General features: G+C 40.9%; 15 protein-coding genes and 1 pseudogene. 4 read left to right on the plus strand and 12 right to left on the minus strand.

Annotated elements, in window-relative coordinates; translation table 11 throughout:
- Window positions 1-129: 129 nt before the first annotated feature.
- The gene (locus Q1X33_RS13295; RefSeq protein WP_005227520.1) at window positions 130-843 is read right to left on the minus strand and encodes a GntR family transcriptional regulator; all 714 of its coding nucleotides are present in this window, start codon (window positions 841-843) and stop codon (window positions 130-132) included.
- Between the two features lie 168 nt (window positions 844-1,011).
- On the opposite strand from Q1X33_RS13295, the gene Q1X33_RS13300 reads away from it, so the two are divergent.
- Complete coding sequence (locus Q1X33_RS13300; protein WP_074536600.1) at window positions 1,012-2,436, plus strand: glycoside hydrolase family 1 protein; 1,425 nt, start codon at window positions 1,012-1,014, stop codon at window positions 2,434-2,436.
- 518 nt (window positions 2,437-2,954) lie between these two features.
- Here Q1X33_RS13300 and Q1X33_RS13305 read toward each other — a convergent pair.
- A pseudogene (locus Q1X33_RS13305) lies at window positions 2,955-3,099 on the minus strand (putative holin-like toxin).
- A gap of 328 nt (window positions 3,100-3,427) precedes the next feature.
- Between Q1X33_RS13305 and Q1X33_RS13310 the strand changes: the two are divergent.
- Both Q1X33_RS13310 and Q1X33_RS13315 read left to right on the plus strand, forming a co-directional pair.
- Complete coding sequence (locus Q1X33_RS13310; protein WP_005227514.1) at window positions 3,428-4,261, plus strand: AraC family transcriptional regulator; 834 nt, start codon at window positions 3,428-3,430, stop codon at window positions 4,259-4,261.
- Window positions 4,254-4,673: a DUF2000 domain-containing protein gene (locus Q1X33_RS13315; RefSeq protein WP_005227512.1), complete on the plus strand. Its 420-nt coding sequence runs from the start codon at window positions 4,254-4,256 to the stop codon at window positions 4,671-4,673. Before Q1X33_RS13310 ends, Q1X33_RS13315 begins: the two co-directional genes overlap by 8 nt.
- Before the next feature lie 192 nt (window positions 4,674-4,865).
- Here Q1X33_RS13315 and Q1X33_RS13320 read toward each other — a convergent pair whose 3' ends face one another.
- From Q1X33_RS13320 to Q1X33_RS13335, 4 genes are all read right to left on the minus strand, one after another.
- Window positions 4,866-5,408: a DUF3267 domain-containing protein gene (locus tag Q1X33_RS13320; RefSeq protein WP_005231440.1), complete on the minus strand. Its 543-nt coding sequence runs from the start codon at window positions 5,406-5,408 to the stop codon at window positions 4,866-4,868.
- A 58-nt stretch (window positions 5,409-5,466) separates the two neighbouring features.
- Window positions 5,467-5,784, minus strand: coding sequence for a hypothetical protein (locus tag Q1X33_RS13325; RefSeq protein ID WP_034868787.1), 318 nt, complete (start codon window positions 5,782-5,784; stop codon window positions 5,467-5,469).
- Between the two features lie 448 nt (window positions 5,785-6,232).
- Complete coding sequence (locus Q1X33_RS13330) at window positions 6,233-6,778, minus strand: GGDEF domain-containing protein (protein WP_241761014.1); 546 nt, start codon at window positions 6,776-6,778, stop codon at window positions 6,233-6,235.
- 64 nt (window positions 6,779-6,842) lie between these two features.
- A complete protein-coding gene (locus Q1X33_RS13335; RefSeq protein ID WP_005227506.1) occupies window positions 6,843-7,364 on the minus strand; it encodes a hypothetical protein in 522 nt (173 codons plus the stop codon).
- 134 nt (window positions 7,365-7,498) lie between these two features.
- Here Q1X33_RS13335 and Q1X33_RS13340 point away from each other — a divergent pair, with 134 nt between their 5' ends.
- Window positions 7,499-8,242, plus strand: a complete 744-nt coding sequence (locus Q1X33_RS13340) for an EAL domain-containing protein (RefSeq protein ID WP_301969719.1) — start codon at window positions 7,499-7,501, stop codon at window positions 8,240-8,242.
- Window positions 8,243-8,614: 372 nt separating this feature from the next.
- On the opposite strand, the gene Q1X33_RS13345 is transcribed toward Q1X33_RS13340, so the two are convergent.
- From Q1X33_RS13345 to Q1X33_RS13370, 6 genes are all read right to left on the minus strand, one after another.
- Window positions 8,615-8,962, minus strand: coding sequence for a hypothetical protein (locus Q1X33_RS13345; RefSeq protein WP_005227504.1), 348 nt, complete (start codon window positions 8,960-8,962; stop codon window positions 8,615-8,617).
- A 124-nt stretch (window positions 8,963-9,086) separates the two neighbouring features.
- Window positions 9,087-9,482, minus strand: coding sequence for a hypothetical protein (locus Q1X33_RS13350; protein ID WP_005227502.1), 396 nt, complete (start codon window positions 9,480-9,482; stop codon window positions 9,087-9,089).
- A 171-nt stretch (window positions 9,483-9,653) separates the two neighbouring features.
- Window positions 9,654-9,983 (minus strand): LPXTG cell wall anchor domain-containing protein, encoded by a 330-nt coding sequence (locus Q1X33_RS13355; protein ID WP_005227500.1) that lies wholly within the window; start codon window positions 9,981-9,983, stop codon window positions 9,654-9,656.
- A 34-nt stretch (window positions 9,984-10,017) separates the two neighbouring features.
- Complete coding sequence (locus Q1X33_RS13360; protein WP_005227498.1) at window positions 10,018-10,581, minus strand: hypothetical protein; 564 nt, start codon at window positions 10,579-10,581, stop codon at window positions 10,018-10,020.
- 25 nt (window positions 10,582-10,606) lie between these two features.
- Window positions 10,607-11,125, minus strand: coding sequence for a hypothetical protein (locus Q1X33_RS13365; protein ID WP_034868793.1), 519 nt, complete (start codon window positions 11,123-11,125; stop codon window positions 10,607-10,609).
- A 35-nt stretch (window positions 11,126-11,160) separates the two neighbouring features.
- Window positions 11,161-15,741 carry a hypothetical protein gene (locus tag Q1X33_RS13370; protein ID WP_005227494.1) on the minus strand — a complete coding sequence of 1,527 codons (4,581 nt, stop codon included), beginning with the start codon at window positions 15,739-15,741 and terminating at the stop codon, window positions 11,161-11,163.
- Window positions 15,742-16,038 lie beyond the last annotated feature (297 nt).

Consider the following 16,038-nt stretch of genomic DNA (forward strand, 5'->3'; position numbering starts at 1 on the left):
CCTTTTTTAGTTGTAAGCGATTGCTTATGGGATGATCATACACCAGCTTTTTAAAAAAGTAAATATCTTTATTTAAAATTATATACTTTTTTTAAAAGTCAAAAAAAGACCAACGAAATTCGTTGGTCTTCACTTCTCAACAAAAACTGCTTCAAAAATAAAATCTTTGTATAAATGTCTCGAAAGAGAATATTCAAACGGTACACCAGATGACAATGACACCACTTTGTCTACCTCTATCATAAACTCGCCTGGTTTTACAGAAAGAATTTCCGCATCGAAGTCATTTGCCACATCACCTTTGATCCAAATATGGGAAGATTTAATCTCTAGACCAAGCTCATTTGTAATGTAGCCATATACAGAACGTTTCAAATGCTTTGGTTCTAACCCCGGTATAACAGAAAGTGGCATAAACGTTTGCTCAATAGAATACGGTTGTTCATCAATAAAACGACTTCTAATAATATTATAGACATACTCTTTTTGATTTATTTCTAAAATTTCTGCCACTTCATTCGATGGCAACTCAATTGAGAACGTATGGATTTCAGAAGTCACATGTTCTTCCCCTACTAAATCAAAAAGACCTTCATTTGGTCCAAACACTTTCGAATTATCAATTGGTCTGCGCAGAACTTCCGTTCCGAATCCACTACGTGTTCGTAAAACTCCCTCTGATACTAGCATATCAATACCTTTCTTCACAGTGAGCTTACTTGTTTGATACTCATGCGCAAGTTCATCGCCTGTAGGTAATTTTTCGCCGATTTGATAGGTTCCATTGGCAATTTTTTTCTTTACCTCCGTATAAACCTCCATATATTTTGGCTGTTTCTTCATAACTTACTCCCTCATACTCATCTCTATTACTTATACTTTAACATAAAAAATTATCTTTTTACAGCTAAAAACATACCTATCATGAAAAGATATATATTTTTAATAAAAAGTATTTATTTATACTAAAAGCAATGTTACACTATTAAAAACGAACAGGAGGAAACGATAATGTCAAGACAAACTCAGTTAACATTTCCAGATGACTTTTGGTGGGGCTCCGCTTGGTCAGCAGAACAATCTGAAGGGCGTGGAGAAACAGGAAAAGCAGAGACCGTATGGGATCGGTGGTTTCACGAAGAACCTCATCGCTTTTATAAACGAATTGGACCTAGTATTACGACAGACCATATCCATCGTTACCACGAAGATATTCAATTGATGAAACAAACGGGGCACAATTCATTTCGTGTGTCTATCTCATGGGCACGAATGTTTCCAAATGATGGGGTTGGTAAACCAAACGAGAAAGCGATAGCCTATTATCGAGATCTTTTTACCGAAATGAAAAATAATAATATCAAAGTTTTTGCGAATCTCTATCATTTTGATATGCCCGCAAAATTACAAGATAAAGGGGGATGGGAATCACGTGAAGTTGTTGATGCTTATGTAAATTTTGCTGATACCTGTTTTCTAGCGTTTGGCGACTTAGTTTATCATTGGTTCACCTTTAACGAACCATTGGGGCCAATCTTGGGCTCTTATTTAGAAGATTTTCACTATCCAAATCTCATTGATTTTAAGCGTGGTGCTCAAGCAGCGTTCTTTACCATATTAGCCCATGCAAAAGCCATTCAAACTTTTAAAAAATACCAGCTATCTAGCAAAATCGGAGTAATTCTCAATTTGAGTCCGACTTTCCCAAGAAGCCAAAATTCAGCAGATAAAAAAGCAGCAGAAATTGCGGATCTTTTTTATACTCGTAGTTTCTTAGATCCCATGGTCAAAGGAGTATTTCCAGAAAAACTAGTCTCGTTGCTGGAGGAATATGACCAATTACCCGTTGATTTCAATGACACAGACCTAAAAATTATTGAAGAGAATACCGCACAGATACTTGGTCTAAACTACTATGAACCACGCCGTGTCAAAGCAAGAACTTCTGCCGTTAATCTAGAAAGTCCATTCTTACCAGAATGGTTCTTTGAACCGCATATTATGCCTGGCCGTCGAATGAATGAATATCGTGGATGGGAAATCTATGAAAAAGGAATTTATGATTTATGTATGGACATCAAAAATAACTACGGAAATATTGAATCCTTTATCTCAGAAAACGGTATGGGTGTTGCTAATGAAGAACGGTTCATGGATGAAAATGGACAGGTGATTGATGACTATCGCATTGAATTTATCCAAGACCATCTCGCCTATTTATGGAAAGCAATTCAAGATGGCTGTAATATAAAAGGATACCATCTATGGACATTCATTGATTGTTGGTCATGGATCAATGCATATAAAAACCGCTACGGCTTAGTTTCTTTAGATTTAGCCACACAGAAACGTACAATAAAGAAAAGCGGCTTGTTTTACAAGGAACTAAGTAAGCAAAACGGTTTTTCCTACGATCTCGAGCGACTGGTAGATTAGCATTCACGAATATGATCGATAGTGATCTGTATAGAAGAAACCTGTTGCCACAACTCCTCTTTCGCACCTTTTAAGAAGGCGACAGGTTTTATTAGTAAAAAAATAACCGTTTCCCTACTAAAGTCGACGGTTATTTTTTTGTCATTTTTCACTGTGGCTAGGATACGAAAGAGCAGTATGGCAATAAATGTACCAGAATTTATCTGGAACTTATTAGCCGCTAGTTTCGATAATAATGCTTCCCTTTTCCTTAAACATTGCATTCGTTTTTAGATGTTCGAACACTTTTCCAATATGACTACATCGAACACCTTATTTCAATTGAGAATAAGGTTTTGCCTATGTCGCTTATCGATTTTGTTTGAGAATATCCTTGTTAAAAGTTGAAAAATCACTCTCTTCTTGCTATACTAACTATGTAAAGAGGAGTTGTTGCCACAACCCCTCTGCAGCGCCATTTAAGACGGCGACAGGTTTTTTAACTTAAAAGATAACCGTTTCCCTGTTAAAGTTGACGGTTATTTTTTTTTGTCATTTTTCACTGCGGCTAGGATACCAAAGATCAGCATGGCGGTAAATGTACCAAAACTGATCATTAGCCCGATTGCTTCCGCTGTGGACAAAAAGGCTTCTCCTTTCTGAAGAGTTAGTACTTACATTCATAAGCACCACCACCTTTCAAAGATAGCCACCGTCACAAACTTTACTGCAGTCAAATGGTACCATACTTCCATCAATAAAACTTTCAAATGCCAAGGATTTATCATTATTTTTTTCACGGCGCATGGTCCATCTGCTGTGATTCATTCCATAAATTCGTCAAAATAACCCGCTGTTCTCTCTTCAAGCCTGATCCACTCTTTTCCGACCTTCTCCAGCCCCTTTTCTCAGTCCCAACCAAGTGTCTTCCATCAAGAAAAATAGTCAAAAGTCAATATCATTCTATTCACCAAAAACCACTTTTGTTATAGTAACAAAAAGGAGAATGCAGATGAGAAATGAACGAAAAATCATTCAAGATAGCACCCTTGGTGTAGAAGCTTTATTATTTAACGGCATCCAGCAGGAGTTTCCTAACCATTGGCACGAATATTATGTGATTGGCTTGATGGAAGCTGGGACGCGTCAATTCACCTGTCAAAATACCTGCTATATCGTTGAAGCAGGCGACTTGATTTTGATTCCGCCAAAGGCTGCCCACCGCTGCCAGCAACTCACGGAGGAGAAGCTGGTTTACCGTAATATCCACTTAACCCCGGAGAACATGGCGGTACAAGTACAAAAAATTTTTAACACTCAATTGACGCCCCACTTTCCTGAACCGGTCATTCGCCAAGTGAAAGAAAAAGAGGAATTTCATGCAGTTCATCAGCTGCTGCTGTCGGATCGCGGTGATGAGTTTGAAAAGCAAGAACGCTTTACTTGTCTGCTTCACGACCTGCTTGTTCAGTATGCGGATTTCACCCACGAACAAACGGACCCGGTGTCAAATAAAGCCGCAACGGCAAAAGCCTATATCGATCAACATTATGCCGAAAAATTGTCCTTGAGTGAATTAAGTGACGTTCTTGGAATGAATCAGTACGTCTTGATTCGGCAGTTTACCAAAGCGTATGGGCTGTCGCCGTTTCAATATTTAAGTACGGTGCGCATCAGTGCTGCCAAGAAAAGACTAGAAGCACAAGAAGCAATTGCAGAAGTCGCTTTTCTGACAGGTTTTAGTGACCAAAGTCATTTTACCCGTATCTTTAAAAGCTTGATTGGGGTCACCCCGAAAGCTTACCAAACAATTTACCAAGAAGATGGAGTGAGAACGTATGAATAACCAAGAAAAATGTGTCATGATTATCGATGAACAATTACCGATTGGCTTAGTTGCAAATACTGCAGCAATTTTAGGCGCAACCTTAGGCAAATTGTTTCCCGAAGGAATCGGAGAGGATATTTACGATTCCACAGGCAGAAAACACCTTGGCATTGTCAACTTTCCCATTCCTATCTTAAAAACGAACAAGGAACAGTTGCAGACCATTCGTGAATCGATCAGTCAGCAAGAAGATCCAGAAGTAACCATCATTGATTTTTCCGACGTTGCTCAGACCACCAATTCTTACGAGCAATACCGTCAGACGCTTGAGACAATTCCCACAGAAACACTGGCTTATTTTGGTCTTTGTTTAAAAGGCAAGAAAAAGAGTATCAATAAAGTCGCTGGCAGCTTACCGTTGTATCGGTAAAGCGCTAGTGAAAACGGTCGTTTAAAACAAGTTTTCTTTTTGTCAGCCGAACAGTCTTCTTGCTATATACGTTTTTTATAAACAGTCCTATAAAAAAACAAACACTTTTGAGGTGTTTGTTTTTTTGTAAGAGATTTTCTAGCATACATTTTCTTGCTCTTTGATTTTGCCAAGATCAATTAAAAAAATAAACTACTCTCCTTGATAAATATTCAACCCCACTTCAGTATCTTCTACACAACTGTTCGCTGGTGCTTTAACAATCAGAAAAAGAAAGTAAAAGTCTCCCACACAAGAAGCGGCATGTGCGGCAGCAATCAAGGTGAAAAGAGATGCCGTCAACCAGCCAAATAAATAAAATAGAAAGAGACCCACAGAAATGCCAAGGAATGGCGCCAATAAAATGATGGCAAATTTCCCTTTTGAATAAAAGGAATGGGGACTCGTGGCATACGCTACCCCATTTTTGAACCCAAACTTTACCTTCCCTTTAGGGTCAAAAAGCTTGAAGAAGGCACCATGGATCAATTCATGAATAATGATGAGAATAAAATAAGCAACCATTAAGAGCAAAAGATCGAAAATAAACGAAGTTTCAGCATTTGACCCATGACCACCTAAGACAAAGAGTGTAAAGAACACATAGAAAAAAATAAAACTAGGGATCGCCGCGAGATTCAATCTCTTTATTGTTTTTTGATCATCCATCAAATTAATTTGTTTGAGTAATTTCATCGCTGTTCTCCTTTTCTTTTTGTCATTCTTCTTAGTACATGATTTCTATGAATTCCCTTTACCCAACCAACAAGAGCAGCAAACACAAAACCAGTGCCGTTAAAACGAAGAGGAAATTGATCATCTCTGGCGCACCTTCAATCCTTCTCTGTAATGGCGGAGGACGAAAACTTGGATTCATACGTTTCGTTTGGTAGTCCACGCTGCTTGATAAAAAGCTGTCGGAAGGGATCATAAACACCAACAGAACGCCATAAATAATGGAGGCAGGAATCAGGAGTGAGCATTTGGCTAGGTAGCCAATCAGTAGACTCACGATCAAAGGAATAGCTACGTACAAAACACTTTGGTACAGTATTCGTCGAATTGGTTTCATAGGGAAGTCTCCTTAGTCAGTAATCGTTACGCACAGGTACAAAATAATTTTATTTACTTATCAAATAAATATACCATTGCTTTTAAAGACTGTAAACACGCCAGAAAACCAAGTCGATGCTGCCAAGCGCGACTGCCCAATGCTTGGTGCAAAAAAAGAAGTGGTTTCTTCCCACTTCTTAAAAAGCACTCTACTTGTTTTTTCCCTTCAATTAACCTCTCAAGATAATCGGTAAACCGTTATACTTACCAGATTGCTTCCTCTCTTCCTTTTGAAAAAGCTACGACGCTGGACAAAGAAGCCTGCGAACCTTGTCTTTCTATTAAAACTTCTTCTGAAAAATATTCGTCTAAAAAAATCATACGACCTTGTCTTTCCTTTTGCTTTTTTACAACACCTGATCTACTTGAGAAAAGACTGCGAAACCTTCTTTAGAAAAGCAAACGTCTCAAGAAAAAATAATCGTGCGGTTTCTGCCCTTCCTTTTGGCTTCGTACAATGCTTGATCTGCTTGGTAAAAGGTTTCTGAAATGTCTAACGCAGAGGCTGCTTCTGAAATCCCTGCCGAAAAGTAAAGGGTCAGTTGGGCGGTTTCTAATTTCAACTGTTCATTGCTTAAAAACAAATGGAATTCTTCGATAATTTTTTTCACAACATCAGAAGTATTCTCTTTAAATAGGACTAAAAATTCTTCGCCGCCATATCGATAAACTTCGACTAAATGGGAAGGACTTTTCTGGTAGAGAAACGTCATCAGTTTTTCCGAAAAGAAGGATAGGGCTTGATTGCCGATTTGATGTCCATGGTGATCATTGATGCGCTTAAAATGATCTAAATCCATCATCACCACGACGAGCTGGTCCTTCTCAGGTAGCGCCAGCTTTGAAATATCCTCGTTCAGACTGCGGAAATTTTTCACCTTGGTCAACTCATCATAATTGCGTTCAATGATTTTTGTGTTGATTTTTTCCAGGAAATTTTTTTGATTCTGCAAATAATACTTCCATAAAGAAACGATCCCCACAGATCCAATGCCTAAAGACACCACATCCCAAACGCTAATTTCGCGGCGATAAAAAAGCAAGGCGTTGAGCATCGGCGAGACAACTGTAACGAAAATCGAAAATCGAAAATAGGTAAAATGCCGTGTGATTTGGTTGTCCATAAAATCTTTTCTTTAATAAGCCCGTAACGATTAAAATGATGTAATTTAATCCGATAATAAAGAGCATGGCTTCCCATTCAAATTTATTGATCAATGCAAAAAAGGTCAGCAAAATGACGGGTACTAACCCAACCAGATAAATTTTTTCTTTGAGAATGCCAAAATAATAAATAAAGATTGGAATCGTATATTCATACGCAACATAACCGATACTGTTCAAAGAAAATGATATAATAAAGTAGACTTGCGAAATAAACAAAACAATACCAATAAGAATTTTAAACGACAGGCGTAAATTCAATTCTTTGAAGTTCTTGATAAACAAATCATACGAAATGAGCAAGCTCACGACTAAAACAGAATAGATCGCAGCATAAATCAGATGGACAAACACACTACTCCTTCTTTCTTTCATAGATTTTTCTTTAAAATCGTTCGCCCATGATTTTGAAAGGCTCGATTCTTTAACGATGCAGCGCACGAAATAAGCTTTTTTTCCTGCACTTCATGAAACCAAAAATAAAGCGACCCAGAAAGGAGCAGAAACCAATGTCTGAGAAAATAGAACAAGAACTCTTATCGATATTTCCCCAATTATATTTTGATGCCCAGCCTATCTTTCAAATGAAAGCAGATAGTCAGAAAGTGATTGGCTACGAATTATTATTGAGAAGTACCGAAAGAAATAGGTTTCCCCTTTCCTTCTTCCAGCAAGTGATCAAATACAAAAAAATACATACTCGTTTACTGCAGTGGTATCGAAATGAAATTTTCAGCTTGCTTCATCCGAACGAAGAAACAAAAATCAGTCTCAATATCCACCCGCAACAACTCAGCTACCCAGAAACCTTTTTGATGTTAGCTGATTTAGCTCCCTACCATGATCGTATTTTGATTGAGATCACCGAAGACGATACAGAACCTTCTATCGCTTGTGATCCCAAGTCCTTTCTTATGAACAAAATCAACCAAATAAAAAAGATGCGCTTCTCTGTCGCATTGGATGATGTAGGGACAGGCATTCATTCACTGACAAATATTGCACCGATGCTGGATAAAATCGATGTGATCAAGTTTTCGCCTATCTCGTTGCGAGTCCTGTCCCAAAAAGAGATTTTCTTTTTGATCGACTTCTGGCGAAATATCGCCAGCAATCGTAAAATCCAATTTATTGTCGAAGGGGTCGAAACCTCGGATATCCATGAGTACCTGCTTGAAGAAGAGATTTTTCTTCAACAAGGGTTTTATTTGGACAAACCTGCCCCAGCTGATCAATTAAAGCGAAAAAAATAGCCACCGCGTCGTTTATTTTTCTCACTATACGCGATCAAAAATAAACGATTATTAAAAAAATGAACAGATGCCCTTCAAATATAACACAAATAATTTTATTTGCAGAATTTTTGCTGATTCGGCATCGTTTTAACGGTGATTTCACATGAGAGAAAGTAGAAATCAAAGAAAAGACCTTTTTTTGATAGGTGAATAGACAAAAAGCATTCAAGAAGTCAATTCCTGAATGCTTTTTGTCTATTCACTTTTTTTTCGATACACCCCTTCTATTTCAATCGCTCACCTTCCCTAATTGCAAAAGTATTAAAAATAGTCATCACTTCTTATCTACTCATCTTGCTAGAAGTGATTCCTACCATTCCCCTCTTTGATTTATCTCACATTGAAAACCAGAGAATGTTTCGCTTTTGTTCCTAGATTGTAACCACACAGTTCTTTTAGATAAAAGCGGTAATCATTTTCAACGATTCGAATGATCTCATTATCGGAAAAATCGTCGAATCGCATCATTTCTGTGACTAAGACCAGCTTGGCGTCGATGCCCAGAATATCTGGGGTGATCGTCCAAAATGTTTCTGGTGAAATGGCTGCTACCAATTCATCAAGGAGGGCCAATTGCTTTTCAACATACGCCGCTAAAGCGCCATTGGCGCGGTGTGACTCCGCAAATTTCTTTTGAAATCCATCAAGGTATTCTGTTTTTGAAGTAAATACCGTCATGCTTTTTTACTCCTTTCTTTGAGGGGAACAAGCCCCGTTATTTTCTTCCTAAAGCTCAGCTTGTTCTTCTAGTTATTCATTCACTATTTTTTCTAGCTGCTGAAAAAGCACCCAGGTACAGGTGTCAATGCAGAATATCCAGCAATCCTCTGACCAGCTGCTTGTAATGCTCTTTTTGATCTTTTGCTCCATTTTCTGCCTTGATTGACAGACTTTGCTCAATGGCTGCTTGAGGAATCAGCAGATGGGTGTTTAAGCTTGAGATAAAGGAGACACATTCTTCCAATAATTGATACTCTTTTTGCAGGTTGCTGGGTAATTTATATTTACGTAAAGGAAATAAATAGCGAGCATTGGCTTTTATTTCTTCTATACGATCGTTTTCTAGTAAGTAACGCATGGTATCGAGTTGCTTTCCTTGGTGATACGGGCAACTATCTGCACTCAGCAGATGGGTATAGTACCCGATGTATTCACTATTTAGGATGGTTCTTTCAAACGCTTCTTTCTTGATTTTCATCTTCTGTATCCTTCTTTCAAAACTATCACTGACCTCACTTATGCAGCGTTTGTGGTATCACTAAGTACTGTTTCTTCTTTTGGTCATTTTTTGTTAAATCTTTCATCAAAAAAAGAGAAACTGCAAGTTTTCCCCACAGTTTCTCCTTTACGCTTCTAGCGATGCCTATAGTTAAGGAGCGACGCTTTCACCGTGTTTCTTTTTTCTTGTTACTGCGACGACAAACAGTACTAGGAGTGTATACCCAAGAATGATCAAACTGCTTGTGTTTGATGAACCTGTTTGTGGTAATTTTCCTTGTCCGATTTGAGAACCATCTGCTACGATCGTTTTCTTATTGTCATCGTCTGCTTCTTCCTCTTGCGTCACCGTTTCACCGATTCGACCGGTCACAGAGACTTGCCCTGTCGTCGCCTCTGCGACGCTGGTTTTCGATAGATCCCAGACAGTCAAAGTCAGTAACACAGCGACGAAAAGAACGATTCGTTTTCGTTTTTTCATACGATAGATCCCTTCTTTACTGGGATTTCAATTCTTAGTCTTCCTCTACATCCGGCGCAAAGCTCAAAACCAATTTGAAACTTGGATTTGATTCTTCTGATGCATCGGTCGGTGTTGCTTCACCAGTGAACGCAAATGTTCCTACATTCGTACCTTGGTTGCCTTCAAGGGTAAATAATTCTGTTTCTGCTACGGTTGGTGTGCCGTTTTCAAACAACTCGATACCATTTACGTTTAACAAGTCTACTTCATCCATATTCAATGGTGTATCGACACCCGCAACAGAAGCGATCACACCAACTGCTGAGTTATTTGTCACAGTGTAGCTAGGTGAAACGATCTCTTTGTGGCTTGACTCTTCTGTCGTATAGAACAAAGCAGTCGTTGGAATCGTCACATTGATCCATTGGTTCAAATCATCGGGATTTGGTCCAGGTGTTGTATTATCGAATTCACCGATGATCCCGTTTACTTGGACATCTCCTGACGTATCGCCTTCACGTCCGTCAATGGTTTGTGTCGCAAAAGCGGTGGTGCCGCTTGCGATTACTCCTGCGATCGTTGCTGTACTTAGAATGGCTGCTACAAATTTTTTCATTTTTATTTCCTCACTTTTCCTTTTTTTAATTCTTAACGATAATCGTTAATTCAGCTTCAGTGACCCCTTGTTTTTCTTTGCTTTCAGGGTCGTAAATATTGATCGTGGCTTTTGCGGGATATTCCCCTTTGGCCAACGGTGTCGCCAAGGCGACATTTTCAACAAATTGATTTGGATAGATCGCACCGGAAGAATAGATGACTTCCCCGCTCGACAGTAAAGAGATATCCACGGCGATTGGGTACACATTGGTGCCTGGATTGACGATCTCGATGGATCCCGTGCTTTGACCATCTTCAAAAATGGCTTCTGGATTGATTTGCAGCGTGAAATAATTCGCATCCGCAATCTCCTGCGCTCGTTCAGAAACCCGCTGATCGGTGGCATCGCCAGATTCTGGCAACAGGTCGGCACTGATCAAAGGGACTGCTGCTTTTGATTGGTAAAAGTAGTACCCGATCCCACCGATAAGTACTAGCAATAGCAACAACCACAAGATCCATTTCCGTCGATCCTTCGTTTCGGTTTGATTCGTTTGCTCCAATGGATTCACCTCCTTCACATTTGGTACGATCTTTTTTAGTCTCGTGGGACAAAGCGTAAGACGATGCGATACTTCGGTACAAGCAAGTCTTCATAATACCCACCCTGATCGGCTTCTGTATCAACGATCCATTGGGGATAATCTCCATAGAAGTCCCCCGTTAAGGAAATCGGCACGCGGCTTCTTTCTTCTAGGCGAACCAGGTGTTGTTCCTCCATCGCTTCATAGAGTTGGATCTGTGTTTCTTCCGTTTTTAGATTCAATCGCAACAGCGGGGTTGAGATATCGTCATAGGTCAGGGTTGGGTCTTCTTCTTCGCTTTCACTTTCGGCATAGTCGAGAGGATCTTCTACCGCTTCTAATAAGACAATACTGGCACTGTCATCGATCGCCAGTTGATTGACGTAGGTATCCACGGCAAGTGGTGATTGATTGCGGATCTCATACGCTTGGCTTTCAAAATTACGATTCGATTCCGCTGTGTTGTACAAGGATTCGAAGACCATTTTGGTTGGGATCGTCACCCGCATATGCTCCAGTTTCGATGTCACATCGATACCGACTGTCAGCTGGTACGCTTTATTCCCCACCTCAAGAACAGCGAAGTAGCTGCCGTCTTCGTCCACTTCTCGTGTAAGATCCGTTTTTACGATGCGAAAGTCTTCCGTCATATCCGCTTCCGTCAAGACGTTTGCGGCTTGCGCACGACTTTCTTGAAGGATCAAAGCATCTAATTCTTCTTGCGTGCTTAATTCATTAATTTTATAGCGATCTAAGGTGATATTGTATGCTTCAAAGTTCACACCTTTAATCACGGTTTGACGAGCGGTCACATCGACATAGGTCTCAATCGACGGTTTTGATAAGAAAATCGACACTTCTGTCTCGGTTTCCAATCGTTCATTTTCTCTTAGTGGAATACGGAAATAGCGATACAGCTGATTTTCATCACGATAGTCGCCCCATTCGATTCGTTCAGATTTTTTGTCTAATTCGACGAGTTCTCCGTCAGTATTGGTATAGGAGATCACTGTGATATCGGTATCCTCGTACATAGAACCAGTGATTTCAGTCGACTGATCACTCAATGCATCAATTCGGGCAACGAGGCCTTCTGGTTCTGAAAAACGAATTTTATTGTAATTATTTTTCGCAATCACTTGATAAATATCTGTTTGTGTTTCAAGACTTTCTAAGGAACCATCGAATTGTTCGCCACTCAGCAATCTGGAACGTGCTTCGCCATTTCCTGTGCCTCCATAGGGGAAGGTATTGCCACCATTTCGATTGATTCGCATCGTTCCTGAAATATTGATAAATTCTTCCGTTGGTGCCTCTAAAGAAGCATTTTCCCAAACTGCTAGTTTTTGACTCGCCACATTGATTCGCAAACCATTCGCAACCGTATTTTGTGCGGAGCGAATCAAACGCTGCAATTGCGCATTGGCTTGACCAGTTCTTGTCGTAGGGTGACTAATTTCAAACAAATTCACATTGTTTATATTCAATCGTGCATTGGCTAGTCTGAAATAAAGAACTTCAGATTTATTTCTTATGGTTTCTAATGCAACCGTAGCGTCTTCTTCTGCCGAAAATGAATTACGCACATTGACTAGTGGTCGATTGATAAATTCTGCTGATGTCCCCATGCCTGTTCGGTTATCAGTAAGGGAAAATTCCGCTCGTTTACCAACGGTAATGTTTGCGAACGAATTCGAGTGACTAGATGACCAGTTTCCGCCTCCTTGCGTATTTAGCCCTCTCGCAACTCCTTTAAAGGTCGCGTCATCATTGAGAATGAAATTAGAGGAAGTCGTGACTCTAAAGATTCCTCCAGATTGATCCACGTCAAGGGTAGCTCCTTTGCCAATCCGAACAAATGAATTACTAGCCGTCAACCATATAAAGCGGGAATCTGAAGTCGTTCGATCTCTTCTTGACGTCATGGTGGCATTGTCTTGCAATTCCACTCTTTGCGACACTTGGATTCTGGAGTAGTTTTGACTTGTTGCTGAATTTTGAATCGCCGTCGTTGTTGGCTCTGTCAAATGAACTTCAGCATGTTGTCCCAGCGTAACGGAACGAACAGTGGTGTTTCCTGTCATTCCCCTCGCTGCGTTGATTCTCGTATAGGAATTTTCGCCAAATAGCAGATCCGTCGTTCCGACTCCTTGTAAAAATCGTCCCCCCGTATCAACTTCGACTTTACTTGCTTCTTCCATCGTAAATTTCGAGTTCGCCAAGGTTAAACGAAAGACCGCTCGTGCTGCTTGTCGCGTAGTATGATTGACCGTTACTTTCGCTTCACGTCCGAGTTTGATTTCTTCTCTAAAGCGGAAAAAATCAACATTTGCATTGCTTCGTCCAGAAACGGTGATCTCAGAGTGATCGCCCACATGCAACCTGCGAATGGTTGAAGAAGCAGCAGATGAGGTACCGCCGGTAAAGCCTTGTGCGGTTTGTAGGCTGATCGTATTTGCTTCACCTATATAGATATCTGTTGTGCTGCGACCAGTAACCAATGGTCCTACTTGATTAAGGGTGATGGTTGCATTTGCTTCTGATAAAAATTGAGAAGCTGTCGACGTTGAACCCAATGCAATGAAAGGATTGGCGGCTGATGACGTGCGAGAATAATTGATCGTCGCTTTTTCTCCTAGAAAGAAGCGTCGTTGCACGGAAAATGCATTGACTGATGCACTCGTTGAATGCTCAGTAATCGTGATTTCAGCCCCTTCAAGCAACTCAAATTGATCGACCATCGTTCCAGCGGTGAAGCCATGACCTAACACACCAGTAAGTTTCGCGTATTTTCCTAAAGTTACCTGAGCCAAGCTTGCGTTGACAAACGCCCCACGCTGATTCACAGCTATTTCTGAATAGTCACCAATGGTGATTTTTCCGTTGCTCGATGCTAAACCGATGACGACATTCGATGTACTTGCTGAAGAGGTCGTTCGCGTTCTCGGTACGTCAATTGTTGTATGACTGCCGACTTGAACCGAAGACGTTGCGAAAAAGGTACGATACGCTTGACCAACAGTGGCATTACTAGGTTCACTGATGGCAATTTCCACCTGATCACCAATCGAAATACTGTCGACGGCTATGTTGCCATTAAACCCGTTGCTATGCTGATTGTTCATTTTCACGTGGTCTTGGATCACGATCGTGGAACTCGCCACGCCTGTAAACATCGATCCATGCTGCGAGATCTTGGTTTGTGTGTGCTCCCCCAAATCAATGGCAGAATTCGCACTTCGAAGTTGAATAAATGCCCCGGTCGTTGTGCCCGTCCGCGTTCCTTCAATAATGGTAGGTTGGTCTGCGGTACTATTTTCAACGACGAAGCGGCGTCCGACATTGATGGCAGGCGTCCCGCTGACCGTCCCGTATTCAGATAGCTTTAACTGACTACCTGCTTGTAACCGTATCTCTCCTAACGTACTGGTAGAGTTCCCGGAAAGTCCTTGTCCTGTACCAACATCCAGAGTTGCCCCTGTGACTAACGTCAATCGGCTATCTTGATTGGCATTTGGCAAGGAGACCATCGCACCAGATTGGCGAATCGTCGTCACACTTCCTTGACCAAAATCAAGGCTTGCTGCGGTACCCGTCATGTGAAAGACGGTGCCAGTATTGCTGTTGGTACTGCGAGTGACAGAAATTTCAGCTTGGCTAGCGACTGCTACTTGGTTCATTTCAAAAATCGGTGTGGCATTTGAGGAGCGATGATTGATCGTCAATTGTCCTTCAACCAAAAGCCTTTCCGCCGTGAATAAGGTTGGAATGGAAGACGTCGCTGTCGTCACCACATTGGTTCCTTTGAAATGAAGATGTGCTTGGTTGTTATTCACCACGCGACCTGCGGTAGTGGTCAGCTCCAGTTGGGTATCTTCAAAAGTGATCGTTGATGCCCCAGTTGTTTGAGCCAGCCCTTGCGCTGACTGGATGCCTTGTTGCTGCACCCCTTGCCAAGTCAGTTGAACGGGTGCCACAAACTGCATCAGGTTCTCGGCTGCCGTCTGTGAAACGATCACAGGCATCTCTTGACTACGAAAAGTAACATTCGTCCGTTGGATCCCACTGATTGGCTCAGTTAATGCCAAGTTGCTGGCAAAAGTAAGCACTAGCGATTGCTCATTGGCGATTTCTTCGTAACGATACTCCGTGCCCTCTTCATCGGTGAAGGATTCCCCAAGTAAAATTGCCCGCAATTGCGCCTCACTTGCTACAGTCAGTTGGATGGTTGCAGCATCTGCATCGAACCCTTCGACTTGCTCGTTTTCAGATTCAGGCTCCTCTTCATCTTCTGAGCTGTCTGGCGTTTCTGCTTCGGGCAGTGCTTCAGTTTCTTCTACTTCTTCTTGGCTAGCGGTCGTTGAATCATCGGTGGCTTCCGATGAGGTTGTTTGTTCCTCGCTGCTTTGCTCGGTTGACTCTTGCGTTTCCGATTGATCAGCAGAATTATTGGTTTCCTCCCCAGAAGATTGTTGCGTCCCTTCAGAAAGTGACTCTGTTTCTGCATAAGCAACTTGCTGGAACGCCATCGTCGTGTTGACGCCCGTGCTGCTCAGTAGTAATACGGCAGAAAACAATGTAAGTAATTTCATCATATCCTCCTTTCTTCAAGTCTTTGTTGCGTTAAGAAAGCTGAAAGCTAGGGAATAGCTCCTTGCTTTTTCACGCAAAGCTGTCTCAATATTCTTCGTTTTTGAGGGAACGACAAAAAAAGACATTTTGATGAATCAAATGTCTGGAGAAAGTTGTTAGATTAAGTTTTCATAAAATAATAACTACATATGAGTTCTGGATTCTCAAAAACGAAGGTTATTGGGACAAACTATTTGTAAGTATGACACGCGTGTTGCTTACAAAACTAAGAATAGCGTGGTCGTTTCTCAAAGGAAAAT

Source organism: Enterococcus sp. B2E4 (genome assembly GCF_030499455.1).
GTDB classification, from domain to species: domain Bacteria; phylum Bacillota; class Bacilli; order Lactobacillales; family Enterococcaceae; genus Enterococcus_D; species Enterococcus_D casseliflavus.